Here is a 20202-nt window from a genome sequence, read left to right on the forward strand (position 1 = left end):
CATCGTCTCCTCAGGAATCGCTGGTTGTGCCGGGCGTGATCTCGGGAACGCCCAGGGCGTCGGCGAGACGGGACTTGGCGCTGCCGGGCTTGAGCGGCTTCTGCTGGCTCTCATGCGGCGCCCAGCCGGAGAGCCACAGGATCTCGAACGTCGCCCTCAGGCGCCCGTCGGAATCGGCGAAGCGCTCGGCATAGATCGCGGCCATCCGCATGAGGGTGTCGCGGCGCAGGGGCGTGCGGCGGCGCTCGATGAGCACGTTGGTGAGGCCCATGGCGCGCAGGTCGCGCATCAGGGCGAAGGGATCGGCGTAGCGCACGGTGATCGTGTCGACATCCGTCACCGGCAGGGCGAAGCCGGCGCGTTGGAGCAGGCTGCCCATCTCGCGCACCTCGGCGAAGGGCGCCACGCGCGGGCTGATTCCGCCTTCGATCTCGGCCTCGGCCTGCCCGAAGGACTGGCGCAACTCGGTGAGGGTACGACCGCCGAGGAGACAGCCGATGAACAGCCCGTCGGGCTTCAACACCCGCCGCAGCTGGGCCAGCGCACCCGGCAGATCGTTGACGTGCTGCAGGGCCAGCAGCGACAGGGCGAGATCGAAACGGGACGCCGCCAGCGGCAGCGCCTCCGGATCGCCGACCGCGACGGCGAGACCATCGCCGGCCTCTGCCAGTGGCGCCACACGGGTGACGGCGCCGACGCGGCCGGAGCGCAGAAGATGGCGGGCGGGGGCGGAACTCGGCGTCCCGAGGTCGAGCGCCTCGGGAAAGGGGCGCAGCACCGCAGCGAGACGATCGTCGAGATCCTCGGCGAGTCGCGCCAGCAGGAAATCGGCATAGCCCGCACGGGTGGCGCGCAGGAGGCGGAGACGGGCAAGGGCCGTATCGAAGAGTGGCGGTGGGCTGGTCATCTCGCTCCTATAGCTGGCGCGAAAACGTGATCCTGCCAGCCGGAACGGGGCAGAGCGGCGGGAGGTTAGCGCATCATAACGGAAACCGGAGACCGGATTCATGATTCGACTTCTGACGGGAATCGCCTTGTCCACCCTCGCGGCCCTCTCGCTGAGTGGGGCCGCCGAAGCCAAGGGCTGCATCAAGGGCGCGCTCGTGGGCGGCGTCGCCGGCCATATGGCCGGACACGGCAAGATGGGGGCGGCAGCCGGCTGCGCCATCGGACACCACAGGGCCAACAAGAAGGACAAGCAGCAGAATCAGGGCCAGCAGCCCGCGGTACAGTAGGGCGCCGCTTTCCGGACGTCGCTTCGCCGGGACAATCTTGCGTAAGGTTTTCCCTGTGCAAGGTTTTCTCTGCGTAAGGTCTTCGCGAAGCGACGAACCGGACCTAAGCAAAGGGCATGGTGTCCGCCGCTCAGCTTCTCCGGCGGGGTGTCCGTTCGATCTCGGCGGGTGCCCTCGGCCTGATCTACCCGCCGACCTGTGCCGGCTGCGGTGCCGCCACCGCCGATCCGCATGCTTTGTGCCCCCGCTGCTGATCGAGCCTGCGCCTCATCGAACAGCCCTATTGCCCGCGCCTGGGCACGCCGTTTCCCGTCGATCTGGGGCTCGGCCCTCTCTTGTCCCCGCGCGCCATCGCCGATCCCCCCGTCTTCGGGCGGGCCAGGGCCGTCGCGCTCTACGACGATGTGGCGCGCGATCTCGTCCACCGCCTGAAATACGAGGACCGGCTCGATCTCGCCGCCCCCATGGCGCGGATGATGGCATCGGCGGGCGCCGAATTGCTGAGGGAGGCCGATTGCCTCATTCCCGTGCCGCTGCACTGGACCCGGCTGTGGCGCCGTCGCTTCAATCAGGCCGCCCTCCTCGCACGCGGCATCGGCCGCATCGCCTCCCTGCCCTGCGAGACCTCGCTGCTCGCCCGGGTGAAGGCGACGCGCTCGCAGGTCGGGCTCAGCCGCGCGGCGCGGGCGACGAATCTCCAGGGCGCGTTCCGGGTCCCCGCATCGGCAAAGCCCAGGCTCCAGGGGCGAAGGGTTCTGCTCATCGACGATGTCACCACCACCGGCTCCACCGCCAATGCCGCATCGCGGGTGCTCTTGCGGGGAGGAGCGGCTTCGGTGGATGTCCTCACCTTCGCCTTGGTCGCCGCCGAGGCAGGCTGAGCCAACAAACCGACCTCCGCCCTTGACAGCCGGGCTCCACCACGGCCTCCCAACGTCCATGACAGGATTGACGTCACGAGACATCGCGGTGATCGGCGGAGGCCCGGCCGGGCTGGCGGCCGCCGAGTTTCTGGCCGAGGCCGGTCACCGCGTCACGATCTACGAGCGGATGCCCTCGGTGGGGCGCAAGTTCCTCATCGCCGGGCGGGGCGGCCTCAACCTCACGCATAGCGAGCCGCTGGAGGCGTTCCACCGCCGCTACCACCCGGCGCATACGTCCTTCGCGAAGGCGGTCGACGCGTTTCCTCCGCAAGCCTTGCGGGACTGGTGCGAGGGGCTCGGCCAGCCGACCTTCGTCGGGTCGAGTGGGCGTGTATTCCCGAAGAGCTTCAAGGCCTCCCCGCTCCTGCGAGCATGGCTGGGGCGGCTCGATGCCATGAGCGTCCGTATCCTCACCCGTCATCGCTTCCTCGGCTGGGAGGCGGATGGAAGCCTGGCTTTCGAGACCCCGGACGGGCGCGTCACGGTGGCCCCCCAGGTGACCCTGATGGCGCTTGGCGGAGCGAGCTGGCCACGGCTCGGCTCGGATGGGACCTGGGTCCCGCTTCTCACCGGGGCAGGCATCGCCGTCTCGCCGCTCAAACCCGCCAATGTCGGCTTCGGCGTGCCGTGGTCGGACGTGTTCCGCGAACGCTTCGCCGGGACCCCTCTGAAGCGCGTCGTGCTCAGGCTCGGCGACGAGACCGTGCGCGGCGAGGCCATGATCACCACGGACGGGATCGAGGGCGGAGCAGTCTATGCCCTCTCACGCCTCATCCGCGACGCGATCGAGGAGCGCGGCGAGGCCCGTCTCGTCCTCGATCTGCGGCCGGACCTCAGCGAAGATGCGCTGATGCGACGCCTCGCGACGTACAAGCCGGGGGCGTCCCTCGCCACGCGTCTGCGCAAGGATGCGGGGATCGACCCCGTGGCGGCAGGATTGCTGCGCGAGGCCGCCGGTCGCGCCCTTCCGTCTGCGGCGGGCGATCTCACGGCCTTGATCAAGGCGGCTCCCTTGCGCCTGCTCGCTCCCCGTCCGATCGACCGGGCGATCTCCACGGCGGGGGGCGTCGCCTTCGAGGCCGTCGATCACCGCTTCATGCTGAAAGCGCGGCCGGGGGTCTTCGTCGCCGGCGAGATGCTGGATTGGGAAGCCCCCACCGGCGGCTACCTGCTGCAGGGGGCCTTTTCCAGCGGTCGCGCGGCAGCCGCCGGGATGATGGACTGGCTCGAGGAAGCCGGCGCGGGCCTATAACCGCGTGCAGAACCCGACCATGCCCTTGGCATCGGACGGGCAGGACGCGCTGGCGCCGCCATTGGCGAAGGACGGGCTACCCGAGGACAGGCAATAGGCCGAGACGAAGGCCTCGCCACTGGCACAGCTCAACTCGCAGCCGCTTGTCGAACACGTCTCGTTACGGACGGGACGAAGGCTAGAGTTGGCGGCGCTGGCCGTGATGCCAGCCGCCCCCGGCTCGCCCTGAGAGCCGGCAGGCCCCCTGGGACCCGTTTCCCCCTTGGGGCCGACATCGCCTTTTGGCCCAACCTCACCCTTGGGACCAACATCGCCCTTGGGACCAACATCGCCCTTGGGACCGATCGGTCCCTGGGGACCAGTCTCTCCCTTGAGCCCAGCCTCGCCCTTCGGTCCCGTCTCCCCTTTCGGCCCGGCCTCGCCCGCGGGGCCCGCAATCCCCTGCGGTCCGACAAGCCCTGCCATGCCCTGCGGCCCGGTTTCACCTGCGGGGCCCGCATCGCCCTTGGGGCCGGGCTCGCCCGTGGGCGCGCAATTGGCCACCACCGCCTCCCTCTCGTCCTCACCGGCCTTCAGCGCCGCGACGCAGGTAGCCGGTCGGTAGGGAAGGCGGAACAGGAAACGCCCGCGCGAATCGGCCATCACCGAGATGTCTTCGTCGAGAATGACGACGGTGCCGGCCTTGCGCACGCTGCCTGAGATCCGCAGGTCTCCCCCCTCGATCCGCGCATCGTAAACCTGGATCGGCTGCGACGGCGTCACGACCCGCCTGGTCCTGGCCCTGGGCCCCGGAGCCGCTGCGGCATCGGTCGCCGGGGCGGCGCTCATCCCACGGCCCGGCTGGCCGGGACTGACCTGGCCTGGCGTCTGCGCGAAGGCGGCCCCGGAGAAGGAGCCCACGAGCAACATCAGGCCGATCAGCGATTTACCGAACAGGGAACCGGCCTTCTGGCTGTTTCCGGTCGGGCGATGAAGGGCCTGGCACTGGGCGGCTTGGTCGAGGCGCATGGGCATTCTCTCCCGGCTGATGCGCCGGGGGTCCGGCACGGCGGAGGGACAATGCCGGGTCCGGCCATGGGGTCAAGTCCACAACGAAGGGCTCGAACGCCCTTCCGATTCTCGCCCGTCCACACTCATCCACAGTCGTCCACAGGGGAAACGACTGTTTGCGTTGGGAAATTTTTCAGATCCCTGAAACCTGTTGAGTGTGTTCTTGTTTTGTTCTTATCGTCCGGCGACGGTGCGGACAGGATGGCTTTGGCTCAACGGACAATGCGCGATGAGGGCGAGACGAACACGGACGAGTTCGCGCGGCGCCGGAGGGTTGCGATGGCCGCCCTGCGCGATCACGGGGGAGGACATTCCGACGCCCTCCGCGTCGAGTCGTTGCCCCTGGGAATCGCCCATATCGATTCGGGGCTTCCCGGCAACGGCCTCACCCTCGGGCAACCGCACGAGATCGCGCCGGAAGCCGAAGGCGACGAGGCGGCGGCCCTGGGCTTCACCCTCGCCCTCGTGGCGCGTCACCTGGCGCGGGTGGAGGGAGAGGCGCTCCTCGTCATCGGCAAGGGCCATCCGACGCCCTACGGCCATGGTCTCGCCGGGCTCGGCCTCGATCCGGGCCGCCTGCTGATCCTGGAGGTGGAGAACGACGCGGATGCCTACCGCGCCGTGGAGGAAGCCCTGCGGTCTCAGGGCCTGAGGGCAGTGGCGGGGCTGGTGGATGCCGGCCTGTCGCTGAAACAGAGCCGTCGGCTGCATCTGGCGGGCGAGGCGGCCTCCCGCCTCCTCCTCGTCCTGCGGCCGCCGCAGGCGGAAAACCCGAACATGGCCGCGACCCGCTGGCGGATCGGGTCGGGGGCGGCTCTGCGGGACCGCTTCGGCTGCATCGAGCGGCCCTGCTGGCGGGCGCGGCTCGACCGCTGCCGCAACGGACGGACCGGGGATTGGCTTCTGGAGTGGGATCATGCCGCGCATCGTTTCGGTCTGGCTGGAGCAGTGGCCGCTGACGCGCCTCAGGCGCGCTCGAACACGGCTTGAACACGCGGCGCCAGAAGCGGCCGCGCCCTCCGTCGTGGCCGCCATCGGCCCGGGGGGCCTGCGCATCACGGCAGTGGATGCCGCTGCCTGGGCCCTGGGCCTGCGCCCAGGAGAGCCCCTGGCGCGAGCCCGAGCGAGGATCGGCCCCGGCATCGCCGTCCACCCCGCCGACCCGGAGGCCGATGCCGCCGCCCTCGCGCGGCTCTGCCTCTGGGCCCGTCGATACACGCCCGTGGTGGCGCCGTTCGGACCGGCAGAGGGTGCTGCCGGCTTCTTCCTCGACGTGGAGGGGGCGAGCCATCTGTTCGGCGGAGAGGAAGGCCTGATGGCCGACCTTTCCGGTCGCCTGTCGGCCAATGCGATTCCCGCCCGGCTGGCCCTGGCCGACACGCCCGCCTGCGCTTTCGCCCATGCCCGCCACGGCGGTTCGGCAAGGCCCGTCATCGTGCCGCCCGGAGACAATGCACCGTCCCTGCGCGAGCTTTCCGTCGCCGCATTGCGGATCGAGTCGTCCATCTCGGACTCGCTGCGTCGCCTCGGCCTGCGCCGGATCGGAGCGTTGGCCGACGCGCCCCGCCCTCCCCTCGCCCGACGCTTCGGCGAGACCCTGCTCCTGCGCCTCGATCAGGCATTGGGAAGGAGGCCCGAACCGCTGGTCTCCCTGGCCGAGCCTGCCGCCTTCGGCGCGAGCCAGGGCTTCCTGGACCCGATCGGACATCAGGCCGGCATCGTCGCCACTGCCATCCGGCTGATGCGGGAGATCGCCCCCCGTCTCGCCGCATCGGGCATGGGCGCGCAATCCCTGCGCTTGAGCCTGCATCGGGTCGACGGCATCGAGAAGACCCTCGATCTCGGCCTGTCGGAACCGACCCTGTGCCCCATCCAGATCGGTCGGCTGCTGGACCTGCGCCTCGACCGGCTCGGCCCGGCCCTCGATGCCGGTTTCGGCTTCGAGACCGTGCGGCTCGACGTGACCGGCATCGGCCGGCTGGAAGCGCGCCAGGACTCCCTCGCTGATACGGGCCTCGATCGACGCGCGGAAGGCAACGGAACCGCCCGCCTCGCCGATGCCCTGCGCCAGCGCATCAGGGCCAGGGTGATAAGGGTGAGCCCACGAGCGAGCCATATCCCCGAACGCGCCGACGCCCTGGAACCGTGGCGGGTGAACCATGTGGCCCTCGACTGGGCCGGGCGGGGGAATGCGCGCCTGGGCGGCCCCGTGCCGTCCCGTCCCCTCGTCCTCTTCCCTCGCAGCGAAATAGCCGACGAGGTGTTCTCGCTGGCCCCCGACGGGCCGCCCCAGCGTTTCCGCTGGCGCCGACGTCTGCACCGAATCGCCCATGCCGAAGGACCGGAGCGCATCGCCGACGCCTGGTGGCACGCCCCCGCACCAGCCCGGGACTATTACGTGGTCGAGGACGAATCTGGCCGGAGGCTCTGGGTCTACCGGGAAGGCTTCCACACGGCGCAGCAGGCCGCACGCTGGTTCGTGCAGGGATTGTTCGCGTGAGAGCCGAGATGAGCGCCCTCCCCTCTCCCCGCCGGGCGGGGAGAGGATCGCAGGCACCTTGCCGTGTCTGCGATGAGCGGAGGCGAAGCCGGAGCGAGGGTGAGGGGGACTCTTCGGATGAGGCTCCTTCGGACGCGCCCCCTCACCCTCGGCTGCCGCCTCGCCGCGCCGACAACGGGGTCGTCGCGGCCCTCTCCCCGCTCGCGGGGAGAGGGGATTGCGCGAACGGCCCATCTTTCTGCGCATGACCCCGCCCTATGCGGAACTCGCGGTCACCACGAATTTCTCGTTCCTGCGCGGAGCCTCGCATCCGCAGGAAATGGTGGCGCAGGGTGCCGAACTCGGGTTTCACGCCATCGGCATCGCCGACCGCAATACGCTGTCGGGCGTGGTGCGCGGCCATGCCGAGGCCAAGCGCCGGAAGAAGGCGGGCGAAGCGACGGTCCGGTATCTGCCGGGCGTCCGTCTCATCACCGAGGAAGGTTTTGAGGCGGTCGCCTACCCGATGGACCGGGATGCCTATGGCCGGCTCTGCCGGTTGCTCACGGATGGCAACCGCCGTTCGGAGAAGGGCGAATGCCGGTTCGGCATCGCGGAGGTGCTCGCGGCAGCAAGGGGCCAGATCTTCATCGCCATTTCTCCGGAGGATTTTCTGCCTCCCGAGGATTTTCTGCCTTCGGAAGACGGCTCGCCGCCGGACATGGCGGACGAGGCCTTCGCCCGTCACCTCGCCGATCTGGCGGAGGCGGCGCCGGGCCGCGTCTTCCTCGGTGTCAGCCACCGCTACCGTGGCGACGAGCGCCGCCGCCTCGGCCGGCTGGCCGGGTTCGGGAAACGCCTCGGCGCGCCGATGGTGGCGGTCTCGGATGCGCTCTACCACCATCCCGACCGGCGCCCCCTGCAGGATGTCGCCACCTGCATCCGCGAGGGCTGCACCCTGGTCGAGGCCGGCTACCGGCTGGAAGCCAATGCCGAGCGCCATCTGAAGCCACCGGAGGAGATGGCCCGGCTCTTCGCGGACCACCCGGAGGCGATCGCGCGCAGTGTCGAGATCGCGCAAGCCTGCGAGTTCTCGCTGGAGGAGCTGAAATACGAGTATCCCGACGAGACCGTCCCCCCCGGCAGGACGGCCCAGGGGCATCTCGAATACATGACCCGGCAACGGGCCCGGCTGCGCTATCCGGATGGCATTCCCGAGATGGTGGAGACGGCCCTCGCCCACGAATTCGACCTGATCCGCCAGCTCGATTACGCCCGCTACTTCCTCACCATCCACGACATCGTCGCATTCGCCCGGAACCGGGGAATCCTGTGCCAGGGCCGCGGCTCGGCGGCCAATTCCGTGGTCTGCTACTGCCTCGGCATCACCTCGGTGGACCCGACCAAGATCCGGCTGCTCTTCGCCCGCTTCATTTCCGAAAGCCGCGACGAACCGCCCGATATCGACGTCGATTTCGAGCATGAGCGCCGTGAGGAGGTGATCCAGCACCTCTACGATCGCTACGGGCGGGAGCGCGCGGCCATCTGCGCGACGGTGATCCATTACCGGCCCCGCAGCGCGATCCGCGAGGTCGGCAAGGTGCTGGGCCTCACCCCCGACATCACCGGCATGATGGCCGACACGGTATGGGGCTCATGGGGCGACGGTCTGCCCGACCAGCATATCGCGCAAGCCGGGCTCGACCCCGCCAACCCGGCGATCCGGCAGGCGGTGGACCTCGCGATCCAGCTCATCGGCTTCCCGCGCCACCTGTCCCAGCATGTGGGCGGCTTCGTGCTGACGCGGGGGCGTCTCGACGAGACCGTGCCGATCGGCAATGCGGCGATGCCGGACCGCACCTTCATCGAATGGGACAAGGACGACATCGACACGATCGGCCTTCTCAAGGTCGACGTGCTGGCGCTCGGCATGCTGACCTGTCTCAAACGCGGCCTCGACTTCCTGCGCGAGGATTTCGGCGTCGCCTACGAGACTCTGGCCGACATCCCGCCGGAGCAGCCGGACGTCTACGCGATGCTCTCGAAGGCCGATTCCGTCGGCGTGTTCCAGGTTGAGAGCCGGGCGCAGATGTCGATGCTGCCGCGCCTGAAGCCGAAGGAATTCTACGATCTGGTGGTGCAGGTCGCCATCGTGCGCCCCGGCCCGATCCAGGGCGACATGGTCCATCCCTACCTGCGCCGGCGCTCTGGGGAGGAGGAAGTGGTCTTCCCATCCCCCTCTCCCGAGCATGGACGGAAGGACGAACTCGAGCAGGTGTTGAAGCGGACCTTCGGCGTGCCGCTGTTCCAGGAACACGCCATGCAGATCGCGATCACGGCGGCCGGATTCACGCCGTCTGAAGCCGACGGCTTGCGCCGGGCCATGGCGACCTTCCGGCACAACGGGCTGATCGTGAATTTCAGGACCAAGTTCATCGAGGGCATGGTCGGGCGCGGCTATCCGCGCGATTTCGCCGAGCGCTGCTTCAAGCAGATCGAGGGATTCTCAACTTATGGCTTTCCCGAGAGCCACGCGGCGAGCTTCGCCCTGCTGGTCTACGCCTCGGCCTGGATGAAATGCCGGCACCCGGACGTTTTCCTCGCCGCGATCCTGAATTCGCAGCCCATGGGATTCTACCAGCCGGCCCAGCTGGTGCGGGATGCCCGCGCCCATGGGGTCGAGGTGCGCGGGCCCGACGTCAATGCCAGCGAATGGGACTGCACCCTGGAACCGGCCTCGGAGCAGCGTGGGCCGGAGCGCCGCTTCGCCGTCCGCATCGGCCTGCGGCAGGTGAGCGGCCTGCCGAAAGCCGCCATGGCCCGGCTCGTGGCCCTGCGCGGCAACGGCTATGCCAGCGTCGAGGGCCTCCAGGCCGCCCTGACGCTGCCCCGCAACGCCCTCGAGCGCCTGGCGGAAGCGGATGCCTTCCGCTCCCTCGACCTCGACCGCCGCGCCGCGCTCTGGGCGGTGCGGGCGCTGGAAGGAACGTCGATGCGGGCCAGCGCCGGGCGGGGCGTCCCCACCGACCGGCGCACCCATCTCCTCGATGCGCCGATGCCGCTTTTCGCCTTCCATGCCGATGATGGCCTGTTCCGGGCCGAGCCCGCGGTGGAGCTGCCCGCCATGGCGCTCTCCGAGCATGTGGCGGAGGATTACGTCTCCACCGGCCTCTCGCTCAAAGGCCATCCGGTAGCGTTTTTCCGGGCGCGCCTCGCCCGCATCGGCGCGATCCCTGCGGCGGCCCACCACGACCCTTCATGGGCGCAGAATGCCCGCGTCACGGTGGCGGGCCTCGTCCTCACCCGGCAGCGCCCCGGCACCGCCAAGGGCGTGGTGTTCCTGACGCTGGAGGACGAGACCGGCATCTGCAACGTCATCGTCTGGAAGAAGGTGTTCGACGCCAACCGGCGCATCGCCATGAGCGCGCGCTTCCTTGCCGTGCGCGGCCGCATCCAGCGCTCAGGGCTGGTGGTTCATCTCCTGGCCGAGCAGTTTCGCGACCTGACAGAGGAATTGCGGACCCTGCGGGAGGGCGGCCTCCCCCTCCCACCGGAAACCACGGATTTCGGGGCGCCGCCCGACCGGCGCGTCTACCGCAGCCGGGATTTCCATTGAGGGGCGGTGCGCATCCCCTCTCCCCGCCCACGAGGCTACCGGATTCACCCATCTGCTTTTGCAGGCAGAGCGCGTCCCTCTCCCCCCTGTGGGAAGAGGTCAGGAGTGGGGGTGGCTCCGCCAGCCTCCGTAAGCTGAGGGTCACCCCACCACCCCCACCTCCAACTCCTCCCCACAAGCTCGACGGATCTTGAGCAGGCACGAGATCCGCTGGGGAGGAGGGCTTGCCCCCTCAGGGCCGCAGCAGGACCTTGCCCACGGCCTCGCGGCGCTTGAGGATGCCGAGCGCGTTCTCGTACTCGCTCATCGGATAGGTGCCGTGGATCTTGGCCTTAAGCCGTCCTTCCGCCACCCAGGCCAACAATTGCTCCTGGTTCGCCCGGTGAGCCTCGGGCTCGCGCTCCACGAACACGCCCCAATGCACGCCCTGGATATCGATGCCCTTCAGGAGGGCGAGGTTCAGGGGGATGCGTGGGATATCGCCGGCCGCGAATCCGACGACGAGGTAGCGTCCCTTCCAGCCGAGCGAGCGTAGCGCAGGCTCGGCGTATTCGCCGCCGATCGGATCGTAGATCACGTCGACGCCCCGTCCCTCGGTGAGCTTCTTCAACCCCTCGCGCAGATTGTCCGCGCTGTAATCGAGGCTCATCTCGGCGCCGTGCGCCTGCGCCACCGCGAGTTTCTCAGGCGAGGAGGCGCAGGCGATTACCTTGGCCCCCATGATCACGCCGAGCTCCACCGCAGCGAGACCGACGCCGCCCGAGGCACCGAGGACCGCCAAGGTCTCGCCGGGCTGGAGCCGCGCGCGATCCCGCAGGGCGTGGAGCGAGGTGCCGTAGGTGATGGTGAGGCCGGCGGCCTGCTCGTCGCTCACCGCATCGGGGACGGCAGTGAGATGCCGGGTGCCCACCGCGATGCGCTCGGCGCAGGTGCCGCAGGTACGGTGGACGATGACCCGATCCCCGACCCCGAACCCCTCGACGCCCTGCCCCAGGGCCTCGATGATACCGACCGCTTCGCCGCCGGGCGAGAACGGCAGATCGGGCTTCACTTGGTAGCGCCCTGCGATAATGAGCGTATCGAAGAAGTTGAGCGCCGCCAGCGTCACCCGCACCACGGCCTCGCCGGGTCCGGGCATTGGATCCGGCAAGTCGGCGATCGCGAGATCCTCGGGGCCGCCGAGCCTGGTGCAGAGCAAAGCCTTCATGCCGATCCTCCCTTGAGCCGCAGCGCCTTTTGCTTGAGCGCGCTTGCACCGATTGGCGGCAGCAGCGCAAGCGTTCGTCGTCAGCGGCGCTCGTAGAGCCCGGTTCAGGCCGGACGCGCTGCCGCGACCATGTAGTTCACTGCCGTGTCGCGGGCCGGTCGCCAACTCCCGTCGAGGGGATTGAACACGACGCCGGTCGTATCGGTGACGGCGAGGCCGCCGCGCGCGATGGCGCGGGACAATTCCTCCGGCTTCACGAACTTGTTCCAGTCATGGGTTCCGCGCGGCAGCCAGCCGAGAACGTATTCCGCTCCGACGATGGCCAGCGCGAAGGAGCGCATCGTGCGGTTGAGGGTGGCGGCGAACAGGAGACCGCCCGGTTTCACCGCCTGGCAGGCACTCGCGACGAAGGCCGGCATGTCGACCACGTGCTCCACCACCTCCATGATCAGGACGACGTCGAAAAGCTCGCCCGCCGCCACCACTTCTTCGATGGTCTGCGAGCGGTAATCCACCGCCACGCCCTCGGCCTCCGCATGGGATCGCGCCACGGCGATGTTGGTGGGGGCCGGATCGAGCCCGGTGACGCTGGCGCCGAGCCGCGCCAGGGGCTCGGACAGGACGCCGCCGCCGCAGCCGACATCGACGATGGTCAGCCCCTTCAGCGGATAGGGCGCGCGCGGGTCTCGGCCGAAGGTTCTGCAGATCGCGTCGCGGATATAGGCGAGGCGCACGGGGTTGAAGCGGTGAAGCACCTTCATCGGCCCGTCCTCGGCCCACCAGGTCGCGGCGATCCCTTCGAAGCGCGCGACTTCCTCGGCGTCGATGGAAGAGGGTGCCGCTGGATTCATTCGCCTGACCTTCCGACTCGGATGCGGGCCATCCCGCCCGCATGCCCGATTGTTGACACGTCCGAAGGGCCCTTGTACCCGCCCAGGCACCGGCCGGTATAGCGGCGGGACACGACTGCGGCGATTGCCGCCGGCGTCGTGCCCGCAGCGGGCGGCCAGCCTGGAATGGATCGACGCGGACCCGACATGCCCCGTTTGGTGATGAAGTTCGGCGGCACATCGGTGGCGACCGTGGACCGTATCCGCAACGTGGCGCTCCACGTGGCGCGCGAGATCGAGGCCGGCTACGACGTCGCCGTCGTGGTCTCGGCCATGTCCGGCAAGACCAACGAACTCGTGGCCTGGGTCAAGGACGCCAACCCGCTCTACGACGAGGCGGAATACGACGCCATCGTCGCATCGGGCGAGCTCGTCACCGCTGGTCTCCTCGCCGCGGCGCTTCAGAAGAACGGGATCAAGGCCCGGTCCTGGCAGGGCTGGCAGATCCCGATCGAGACCTCGGACGCCCACGGCTCGGCCCGTATCACCGCCATCGACCCCAAGAATCTCGAGGCCGGCTTCCAACGCGGCGAAGTCGCCGTGATCGCCGGCTTCCAGGGCATCCATACCGAGACCGGCCGCGTGACGACGCTCGGCCGGGGCGGCTCGGATACCAGCGCGGTCGCCATCGCCGCCGCCATCGGCGCGGAGCGCTGCGACATCTATACCGACGTCGACGGCGTCTACACCACCGACCCGCGCGTGGTGCAGAAGGCCAAGCGCATGGAGCGCGTGACCTTCGAAGAGATGCTGGAGATGGCCTCTCTCGGGGCCAAGGTGCTTCAGGTCCGCTCCGTCGAGCTCGCCATGGTCCATCGCGTGCCGACCACGGTGCGCTCCAGCTTCGACCCACCCGACAACGCCCGCACAGGCACCCTCATCTGCGACGAGGACGACATCGTGGAACAGCAGATCATCACCGGGATCGCCTTCTCGAAGGACGAGGCGCAGATCACCCTTCGCCGCGTCAAGGACAGCCCCGGGATCGCGGCCGCGATCTTCGGACCGCTGGCGGATGCCAACATCAACGTCGACATGATCATCCAGACCGTGTCCGGCGACCAGTCGACCACCGACATGACCTTCACGGTGCCCTCGGCCGATTACGATCGCGCCCGCACGATTCTCGATGCCCAGAGCGGTATCATCGAGTTCGCCCAGATCGAGGGCGCCACCGATGTCGTCAAGGTTTCGGCCATCGGCGTTGGCATGCGCAGCCATGCGGGTGTCGCCGCCAAGGCATTCAGGGCCCTGGCGCAGAAGGGAATCAACATCCGCGCGATCACCACATCGGAGATCAAGTTCTCGGTCCTGATCGACGCGGCCTATACGGAGCTTGCCGTGCGTACGCTCCACTCGCTATACGGCCTCGATCAGGCTTGAGCGCCTGCCCTCTCCGCCGCGCATGAAACTTGCGCGTGCGGAACCGGGGACTGAATTCGGATCGAGGAGACCATGCCTGCTGCGCCCGGAGGACCGCGCCTGCTGCTGCGCCGCCTCCGCGAAGCGATGGCGGAGCCGGTCAGTCCACAAGCTCGCCTCGACCGCATCGTCACCCTCATCGCGGCGAACGTCATCGCCGAGGTCTGCTCGGTCTATGTCCTGAGCGATGACAACACCCTCGAACTGTTTGCCACCGAGGGACTGAACCGTTCGGCCGTCCACCTGACCCGGATGCGGGCCGATGAAGGCCTCGTCGGCCTTATCGCCAAGACCGCCGAGCCGCTCTCGCTCTCGGACGCGCAGTCGCATCCGTCCTTCTCGTATCGCCCAGAGACCGGGGAAGAGGCCTATCACGCCTTCCTCGGCGTGCCGCTGCTGCGGGCCGGGAACACGCTCGGCGTCCTCGTGGTGCAGAACCTCACTTACCGGGTCTATTCGGAGGAGGAGATCGAGGCGCTCCAGACGACGGCGATGGTGCTGTCCGAGATGATCGCTTCGGGTGAATTGCAATCCCTGGCCCCAGGTGCGGGCTCGGCCGCGCGCCGCGCCGTGAGCCAGCGCGGTGTCGCGCTCGCCGATGGCATCGGCCTCGGCCACGTGGTGCTGCATGAGCCGCGCATCATCGTGAAGCAGCTCATCGCCGAAAACCTGGAGCGCGAGGTCGAGCGCCTGGAGGAGGCCATCGGAGAAGTCCGCTCGGCCATCGACGATCTCGTGGAGCGCGGCGACAGCATCGGCACCGGCGAATCGCGTGAGGTGCTGGAGACGGTGCGCATGTTCGCGCACGACAAGGGCTGGCTGCGCCGGATGCGCGAGGCGGTCCATTCCGGCCTCACCGCGGAAGCCGCCGTGGAGCGCGTGCAGTCGGACAACCGCGCCCGGATGATGCGTCAGAGCGATCCGTATCTGCGCGACCGCCTGCACGACCTCGACGATCTCGCCAACCGTCTTCTGCGCACGTTGATCGGAACGGAGAGCAACGGCACGCATCGCGAGCTTCCCGAAAACGCGATTCTCGTCGCCCGCTCCATGGGGCCGGCCGCCCTCCTCGACTACGATCGCGCCTCCCTGCGCGGCGTGGTGCTGGAGGAAGGTGGCCCGACGAGCCATATCGCCATCGTCGCACGGGCGCTCGGCATCCCGGCGGTGGGCGAGATCGCCAATGCCACGGCCCTCTGCGATGCGGGCGACGCCATCATCGTCGATGGTGTCACCGGCGAGATCCAGGTCCGCCCCGGCCCGGAGATCGAGGCGGCTTATGCCGAGCAGGTCCGCCTGCGCGCGCGCCGTCAGGAACAGTACCGGGCGCTCCGCGACCTCCCCGCCGTCACCAGGGACGGGGTCGCCATCGGCCTGCAGCTGAATGCCGGACTGCTGGTCGACCTCACCCATCTCCATGAGACCGGCGCGGAGGGCATCGGCCTGTTCCGCACGGAATTGCAGTTCATGGTGGCGCAGCGGATGCCCTCGGCCGCCGAGCAGCAATCGCTCTACGAGGCGGTGTTCGCCGCCACCGGCGACCTGCCCGTGACGATCCGTACCCTGGATATCGGCGGCGACAAGATCCTGCCCTACATGCCGGCCCTCGAGGAGGAAAACCCGGCTCTCGGCTGGCGCGCCATCCGCATCGGCCTCGACCGCCCCGCCCTGTTGCGGGTGCAGTTGCGCGCGCTGCTGCGGGCGGCGTCCGGCCGGCCTCTCAAGATCATGTTTCCGATGGTGGCGACGGTGGACGAGTTCGTCCGCGCCAAGGCCATCGTCGACCGGGAGAAGGCGCATCTGCGCCGCCACGGCCATATCCTTCCGAGCGATTGCCGCCTCGGCGTGATGGTCGAGGTGCCCTCACTCCTCTTCCAGATCGACGAGATCGCCAAAGTCGCCGACTTCCTGTCGGTGGGCTCGAACGACCTGATGCAGTTCCTCTTCGCGGTGGACCGCGAAAACCGCCGCGTCGCCGACCGGTTCGACACGCTCAGCGTGCCGGCCCTGCGTGCGTTCCGCCTCATCGCCGAGCGGGCGGCTGCCGCCGGCTGCCCCGTCACCATCTGCGGCGAGATCGGCGGCAAGCCCTTGGAGGCGATGGCCCTGATCGGCCTCGGCTTCCGCAACCTGTCGATGTCGCCCGCCGCCATCGGCCCGGTGAAGGCCATGGTTCTTGGAATCGACGCGTCGGCCGTGGCGGCGGTGATCGATGCCGAGATGGAGCGTTCCAGCGACAGCGCTTCCCTGCGGCCGGTCCTAACGGCCTTCGCCAAGGCCCACGGCGTGCCTATCTAGCGAGCGTGACGGCGCTTACGCCGGCAGCTGAGCTTCTCGCACGTCCGTTCGACATTCCCTTTCCACAGTTGAGAGTATCCTCCGGGCGATGACCCCAATTCCTTCAGACCGTCTCGACGCCATTCTGACGCGGCATGACATCGTCACCGCCACGCTCAGCGCAGGTTCGGCCGATTCCGACAGCTTCGTCCAGCTGTCCCGGGAACTCGCCGAACTCGACGGCGTGGTGGCGGCCATCCATGCTTACCGCGCAGCCGCGACGAACCTCGCCGAAATCGAGGCCCTCATCGACGAGCCGGGGGGCGATGCCGAGATGCGTGCGCTCGCCGCCGCCGAAAAGCCCGATGCGGAAGCCGGGCTCGAGGCGGCACACAAGGCGCTCCAGGTCATCCTGCTGCCCAAGGACGCCGCCGACGAGAAGAGCGCCATTCTCGAAATCCGTGCCGGGACCGGTGGCGACGAAGCCGCGCTCTTCGCCGGCGATCTGTTCCGGATGTACGCGAAATACGCGGATCTGAAGGGCTGGAAGGTCGATGTCATCTCCGAGAGCGAAGGCACGGTCGGCGGCTATCGCGAAGTCATCGCCGAGGTGAAGGGCAAGGGCGTCTTCGCCAAGCTGAAATTCGAGAGCGGAGCCCACCGGGTCCAGCGTGTGCCCGATACCGAGGCCCAGGGACGCATTCACACCTCCGCCGCCACCGTAGCGGTCCTGCCCGAGGCCGAGGAGGTCGATATCGTCGTCAACGATGCCGATCTGAAGATCGACACGATGCGCTCCCAGGGTGCCGGCGGCCAGCACGTCAACAAGACGGAATCGGCGATCCGAATCACCCATATGCCGAGCGGCATCGTCATCTTCGTCCAGGAAGAGCGCTCGCAGCACAAGAACCGCGCGCGCGCCATGTCGCTCCTGCGGGCCAAGCTCTACGATGCCGAACGGACGGCAAAAGACGCCGTTCGCGCAGCAGACCGCAAGTCGCAGGTCGGTTCGGGAGATCGCTCGGAGCGTATCCGCACCTACAATTTCCCACAGGCGCGGGTCACCGACCACCGCATCAACCTCACCCTCTACAAACTGGAAGAGGTTCTCGCGGGTGAAGCGCTGGACGAACTCGTGGATGCCCTCATCACCGAGCACCAGGCCGAACTCATGGCCGCCGAAGGCATGGCGTGACGGAAGATGGTCTGAGTGACTCTCGCGTGACCGGGGGCGGGGCGGATAGAACAGGCATCGACCCATGGCTGTCTCGCTCGCAGGCGCTTAGCCGGATCACGGCGGCTTTCCGCGAGGCCGGGATCGATGGCGGGGCCAGCGATGCCCGATTCCTTCTCCTCCATGTCCTTGGCATCACTCAGACCGAGCTCGTCCTTTCCGGCGCGGAGACTCTGGGCGAGCAGGGCGCCAAGCGGCTCGGCGAGGCGATGCAACGGCGCCTCGCGGGTGAGCCCGTCGCCCGCATCCTCGGCGAGTGGGAGTTCTGGGGTCTTCCCTTCATCCTGAACGCCGCGACCCTGGTTCCCAGGCCCGATACCGAGACGATGGTGGAAGCCGCACTGTCGCTTCATGCCACCCGCGACCGGCCCCTACGCCTCCTGGATCTCGGAACCGGATCCGGCTGCATCCTCATTGCGCTCTTGAGCGAATGGACACAGGCATTCGGCGTGGGTGTCGACCGCTCGCACGAAGCGCTCGGTTGCGCCCGTAGCAACGCCCGGATGAACGGTGCGGGACGGCGTGCCGCTTTCCTTGCCGGCGATTGGTGCTCCGCTCTCGGCAAGCCGTTCGACGTCATTCTCTCCAACCCGCCCTACATCCCGAGCGCCACCATTCCGATGCTCTCCCGCGAAGTTCGCTGCCATGATCCTATTAGCGCCCTCGATGGCGGGGAAGATGGCTTGTCCGCCTACAGGAAGATCACCGCGGAGGTGAGCGGGGCGGCGGATGGCCGGCGCCTGCTCGCGCGGGATGGGGGCCTGGTGTTCGAGGTCGGTTACGATCAGGCGGAGGACGTCGTCCGGATCGGCCATGAGGCGGGCTTCGCGCAAGGTTCGATCCGGAACGATCTGGCCGGTCACGCCCGCGTCGTCATATTATCGGGCCTTTGACCACCGGAAACCGCGAGAAGGCTCGGAAAAAAAGCTTGTTGTGGGCTTGGGGAGCCGCTAATGTCACAGTCAGGTCGCGAACGGTCCGTTAAGGCGGATTGAGGTAGAAATGTCGGCGGCGTCTAGCACGCGATGTTTTTAGACGATCTCCCCACCATCGAGCCGATACGCACGAGATTCCGTGTGGAAGCTTGATGAACTGAGTTCCAGACATCCGATCGACGCCGAGATGCGAGCGTGGGAATCGGTTGGCCGGACATACGGCGAGCACGGCACAATCGATCGCGGAACCATCGACCGGATCTTACGAGGACAGGAAAGAGCCCGAGCGGGTTCATTCTCCTTCGCTCGTAGCCCCGCCGCATCATCAGACGCTCCGATTTGAACGAGGGTCAATCGAGACCGATGAGACCAAACCAGAATAGACGGATGCGCGGTCGCAACCGCCCCAAAGGTCCCAATCCGCTGACGCGTTCCTACGAGTCCAACGGGCCGGATGTAAAAATCCGCGGGACGGCTCAGCACATCGCGGACAAATACGCCCAGCTGGCGCGTGATGCGCAAGCGAGCGGCGATCCGGTGGCGGCCGAGAATTACTTCCAGCACGGCGAGCATTATTTCCGCATCATCTCCGGTGCCCAGGAGCAGAACCGCCAGCAGAATGGCGGTTACGCCCGCAATGGCTACGATGACGACGAGGATGGCGAAGACGAGGGCCAGGGCACGAGCCAGGGCTATGCCGCCAACGGTTACGGCAACAGCTACGGCGAGGAATACGGCGATCCGGCGCAGCAGCCGCAGCCTCAGTCCTACGAAGCGCCACGCCAAGACTCGCGGCAGGATTCCCGGCAAGATTCCCGCCCCGATCACCGCCAGGATTCCCAGTCCGACCAGCGAAGCCCGCGGCGCGACCGTTTCCAGAATCGTAACGACCGCCCCCAACGTTTCGAGAACAATCGGGACGGTCAGCGCCAGGAAGGCGGCCGGCAGGACGGGAACCGACAAGACGGTTCGCGCCAAGACGGTTCGCGCTATGAGGGACACCGTAGCGACGGTGGCCGCCAGGAGTATAACCGGCAGGATTCCTTCCGTGGCGAGAATGCCCGGCAGGATAATCCGAGGCAGGACAATCCCCGGCACGAGCAGCCGCGGCAGGATTACGGCCGCCAGGATCAGCCGCGCACGGACTTCAACCGCGCTCAGAACCGCAACGACAGCTCCCGCTACGAGAGCCAGCGCAGCGAGTTCCAGGGCAACGACACCGCGCCGAAGCCGGACCAGGTGTCTCAGGACGTGTCTCGCCAGGAAGCTCCCCGGCAGGAGGCCTATCGCCAGGACAATCCTCGACAGGAGCCTGCGCTTCGAAACGAGCCTGTGAGGCAGGATTCACCGCGTCAGGAAAACCAGCGCCAGGAGAGCCCGCGCCCGGAATCCTCGCGCAGTGACAGCCGGCGTTCGGAGACGGCTCCGCGCCGTTCCCGCCGCCGCGAGGAACCCGATCTTCGCGCTGAAGACGATGTCAGTGCCTTGCCGGCTTTCCTGACGGCAGCTCCTCGTCCGGCCGCTGCACCAGTGGCAGAACGCTTTGTCGAACCCGCTGGCGAAGCGGAGCCGAAACGCGATCTCGCCGGAGAGGTGACGAAGGACGATTCAGCTCCGGCAGCACCGAAGCCACGTCGTCGCCGTCGTCCTCGCTTCGAGGGACCGGAAGGCTCAGAGGGCGG

The 20202-nt window shown here is 68.2% G+C and carries 14 protein-coding genes and 1 pseudogene (1 of these 15 only partly in view); 11 read left to right on the plus strand and 4 right to left on the minus strand.

The annotated features are described in order from the left end of the window. Positions 1-10: 10 nt before the first annotated feature. The gene (locus ACYQML_RS00195) at positions 11-907 is read right to left on the minus strand and encodes a methyltransferase domain-containing protein (RefSeq protein ID WP_461234355.1); all 897 of its coding nucleotides are present in this window, start codon (positions 905-907) and stop codon (positions 11-13) included. Between the two features lie 100 nt (positions 908-1007). Between ACYQML_RS00195 and ACYQML_RS00200 the strand changes: the two genes are divergently transcribed. The 3 genes and pseudogenes from ACYQML_RS00200 to ACYQML_RS00210 all read left to right on the plus strand — a co-directional run bounded on the left by ACYQML_RS00200 (position 1008) and on the right by ACYQML_RS00210 (position 3410). Then, on the plus strand, positions 1008-1235 hold the full coding sequence (locus ACYQML_RS00200) for a hypothetical protein (RefSeq protein ID WP_461234356.1): 228 nt from the start codon (positions 1008-1010) through the stop codon (positions 1233-1235). 116 nt (positions 1236-1351) lie between these two features. Beyond that, positions 1352-2116, plus strand: a pseudogene (locus ACYQML_RS00205) (ComF family protein). A 58-nt stretch (positions 2117-2174) separates the two neighbouring features. Next, positions 2175-3410 carry a TIGR03862 family flavoprotein gene (locus ACYQML_RS00210; RefSeq protein ID WP_461234357.1) on the plus strand — a complete coding sequence of 412 codons (1236 nt, stop codon included), beginning with the start codon at positions 2175-2177 and terminating at the stop codon, positions 3408-3410. Here the strand turns inward: ACYQML_RS00210 and ACYQML_RS00215 are convergent. After that, on the minus strand, positions 3405-4418 hold the full coding sequence (locus ACYQML_RS00215) for a collagen-like protein (protein ID WP_461234358.1): 1014 nt from the start codon (positions 4416-4418) through the stop codon (positions 3405-3407). The genes ACYQML_RS00210 and ACYQML_RS00215 overlap by 6 nt on opposite strands. A gap of 321 nt (positions 4419-4739) precedes the next feature. On the opposite strand from ACYQML_RS00215, the gene ACYQML_RS00220 reads away from it, so the two are divergent. The 3 genes from ACYQML_RS00220 to ACYQML_RS00230 all read left to right on the plus strand — a co-directional run bounded on the left by ACYQML_RS00220 (position 4740) and on the right by ACYQML_RS00230 (position 10555). Further along, on the plus strand, positions 4740-5450 hold the full coding sequence (locus tag ACYQML_RS00220) for an ImuA family protein (protein WP_461234359.1): 711 nt from the start codon (positions 4740-4742) through the stop codon (positions 5448-5450). Next, positions 5377-6960: a Y-family DNA polymerase gene (locus tag ACYQML_RS00225; RefSeq protein ID WP_461234360.1), complete on the plus strand. Its 1584-nt coding sequence runs from the start codon at positions 5377-5379 to the stop codon at positions 6958-6960. Before ACYQML_RS00220 ends, ACYQML_RS00225 begins: the two co-directional genes overlap by 74 nt. 244 nt (positions 6961-7204) lie before the next feature. Further along, positions 7205-10555: an error-prone DNA polymerase gene (locus ACYQML_RS00230; protein WP_461235631.1), complete on the plus strand. Its 3351-nt coding sequence runs from the start codon at positions 7205-7207 to the stop codon at positions 10553-10555. Between the two features lie 232 nt (positions 10556-10787). Here ACYQML_RS00230 and ACYQML_RS00235 read toward each other — a convergent pair whose 3' ends face one another. Together ACYQML_RS00235 and ubiG are read right to left on the minus strand one after the other, a co-directional pair. Further along, positions 10788-11762: an NADPH:quinone oxidoreductase family protein gene (locus ACYQML_RS00235; protein WP_461234361.1), complete on the minus strand. Its 975-nt coding sequence runs from the start codon at positions 11760-11762 to the stop codon at positions 10788-10790. 104 nt (positions 11763-11866) lie between these two features. Next, positions 11867-12613 carry a bifunctional 2-polyprenyl-6-hydroxyphenol methylase/3-demethylubiquinol 3-O-methyltransferase UbiG gene (gene ubiG, locus ACYQML_RS00240; RefSeq protein ID WP_056429009.1) on the minus strand — a complete coding sequence of 249 codons (747 nt, stop codon included), beginning with the start codon at positions 12611-12613 and terminating at the stop codon, positions 11867-11869. A 186-nt stretch (positions 12614-12799) separates the two neighbouring features. On the opposite strand from ubiG, the gene ACYQML_RS00245 reads away from it, so the two are divergent. From ACYQML_RS00245 to ACYQML_RS00265, 5 genes are all read left to right on the plus strand, one after another. Further along, positions 12800-14035, plus strand: a complete 1236-nt coding sequence (locus ACYQML_RS00245; RefSeq protein ID WP_207413138.1) for an aspartate kinase — start codon at positions 12800-12802, stop codon at positions 14033-14035. A 72-nt stretch (positions 14036-14107) separates the two neighbouring features. Beyond that, entirely contained in the window at positions 14108-16372 is a 2265-nt protein-coding gene (gene ptsP, locus ACYQML_RS00250) for a phosphoenolpyruvate--protein phosphotransferase (RefSeq protein WP_461234362.1), read from the plus strand. Positions 16373-16460: 88 nt separating this feature from the next. Continuing rightward, a complete protein-coding gene (gene prfA, locus ACYQML_RS00255) occupies positions 16461-17546 on the plus strand; it encodes a peptide chain release factor 1 (protein WP_018042072.1) in 1086 nt (361 codons plus the stop codon). Positions 17547-17572: 26 nt separating this feature from the next. Continuing rightward, entirely contained in the window at positions 17573-18478 is a 906-nt protein-coding gene (prmC, locus tag ACYQML_RS00260) for a peptide chain release factor N(5)-glutamine methyltransferase (RefSeq protein WP_461235632.1), read from the plus strand. A gap of 429 nt (positions 18479-18907) precedes the next feature. Then, positions 18908-20202, plus strand: the 5' portion of a protein-coding gene (locus ACYQML_RS00265; RefSeq protein WP_461234363.1) for a DUF4167 domain-containing protein. 40 nt of this gene lie beyond the right edge of the window; 1295 of the gene's 1335 nt are visible here — the first part of the coding sequence; it begins with the start codon at positions 18908-18910; its stop codon lies off the right edge, out of view.

Source organism: Methylobacterium sp. CM6244 (assembly GCF_054817885.1).

Excerpts from the sequence above, each read along its gene's own strand:
- ACYQML_RS00210 (WP_461234357.1), top strand. The coding sequence starts at position 2,175 with ATGACAGGATTGACGTCACGAGACATCGCGGTGATCGGCGGAGGCCCG.
- ACYQML_RS00230 (WP_461235631.1), top strand. The coding sequence starts at position 7,205 with ATGACCCCGCCCTATGCGGAACTCGCGGTCACCACGAATTTCTCGTTC.
- ACYQML_RS00215 (WP_461234358.1), bottom strand. The coding sequence starts at position 4,418 with ATGCGCCTCGACCAAGCCGCCCAGTGCCAGGCCCTTCATCGCCCGACC.
- ACYQML_RS00225 (WP_461234360.1), top strand. The coding sequence starts at position 5,377 with ATGCCGCGCATCGTTTCGGTCTGGCTGGAGCAGTGGCCGCTGACGCGC.
- ACYQML_RS00200 (WP_461234356.1), top strand. The coding sequence starts at position 1,008 with ATGATTCGACTTCTGACGGGAATCGCCTTGTCCACCCTCGCGGCCCTC.
- ACYQML_RS00245 (WP_207413138.1), top strand. The coding sequence starts at position 12,800 with ATGCCCCGTTTGGTGATGAAGTTCGGCGGCACATCGGTGGCGACCGTG.
- ptsP (WP_461234362.1), top strand. The coding sequence starts at position 14,108 with ATGCCTGCTGCGCCCGGAGGACCGCGCCTGCTGCTGCGCCGCCTCCGC.
- ACYQML_RS00220 (WP_461234359.1), top strand. The coding sequence starts at position 4,740 with ATGGCCGCCCTGCGCGATCACGGGGGAGGACATTCCGACGCCCTCCGC.
- ACYQML_RS00195 (WP_461234355.1), bottom strand. The coding sequence starts at position 907 with ATGACCAGCCCACCGCCACTCTTCGATACGGCCCTTGCCCGTCTCCGC.
- prfA (WP_018042072.1), top strand. The coding sequence starts at position 16,461 with ATGACCCCAATTCCTTCAGACCGTCTCGACGCCATTCTGACGCGGCAT.
- ubiG (WP_056429009.1), bottom strand. The coding sequence starts at position 12,613 with ATGAATCCAGCGGCACCCTCTTCCATCGACGCCGAGGAAGTCGCGCGC.
- ACYQML_RS00235 (WP_461234361.1), bottom strand. The coding sequence starts at position 11,762 with ATGAAGGCTTTGCTCTGCACCAGGCTCGGCGGCCCCGAGGATCTCGCG.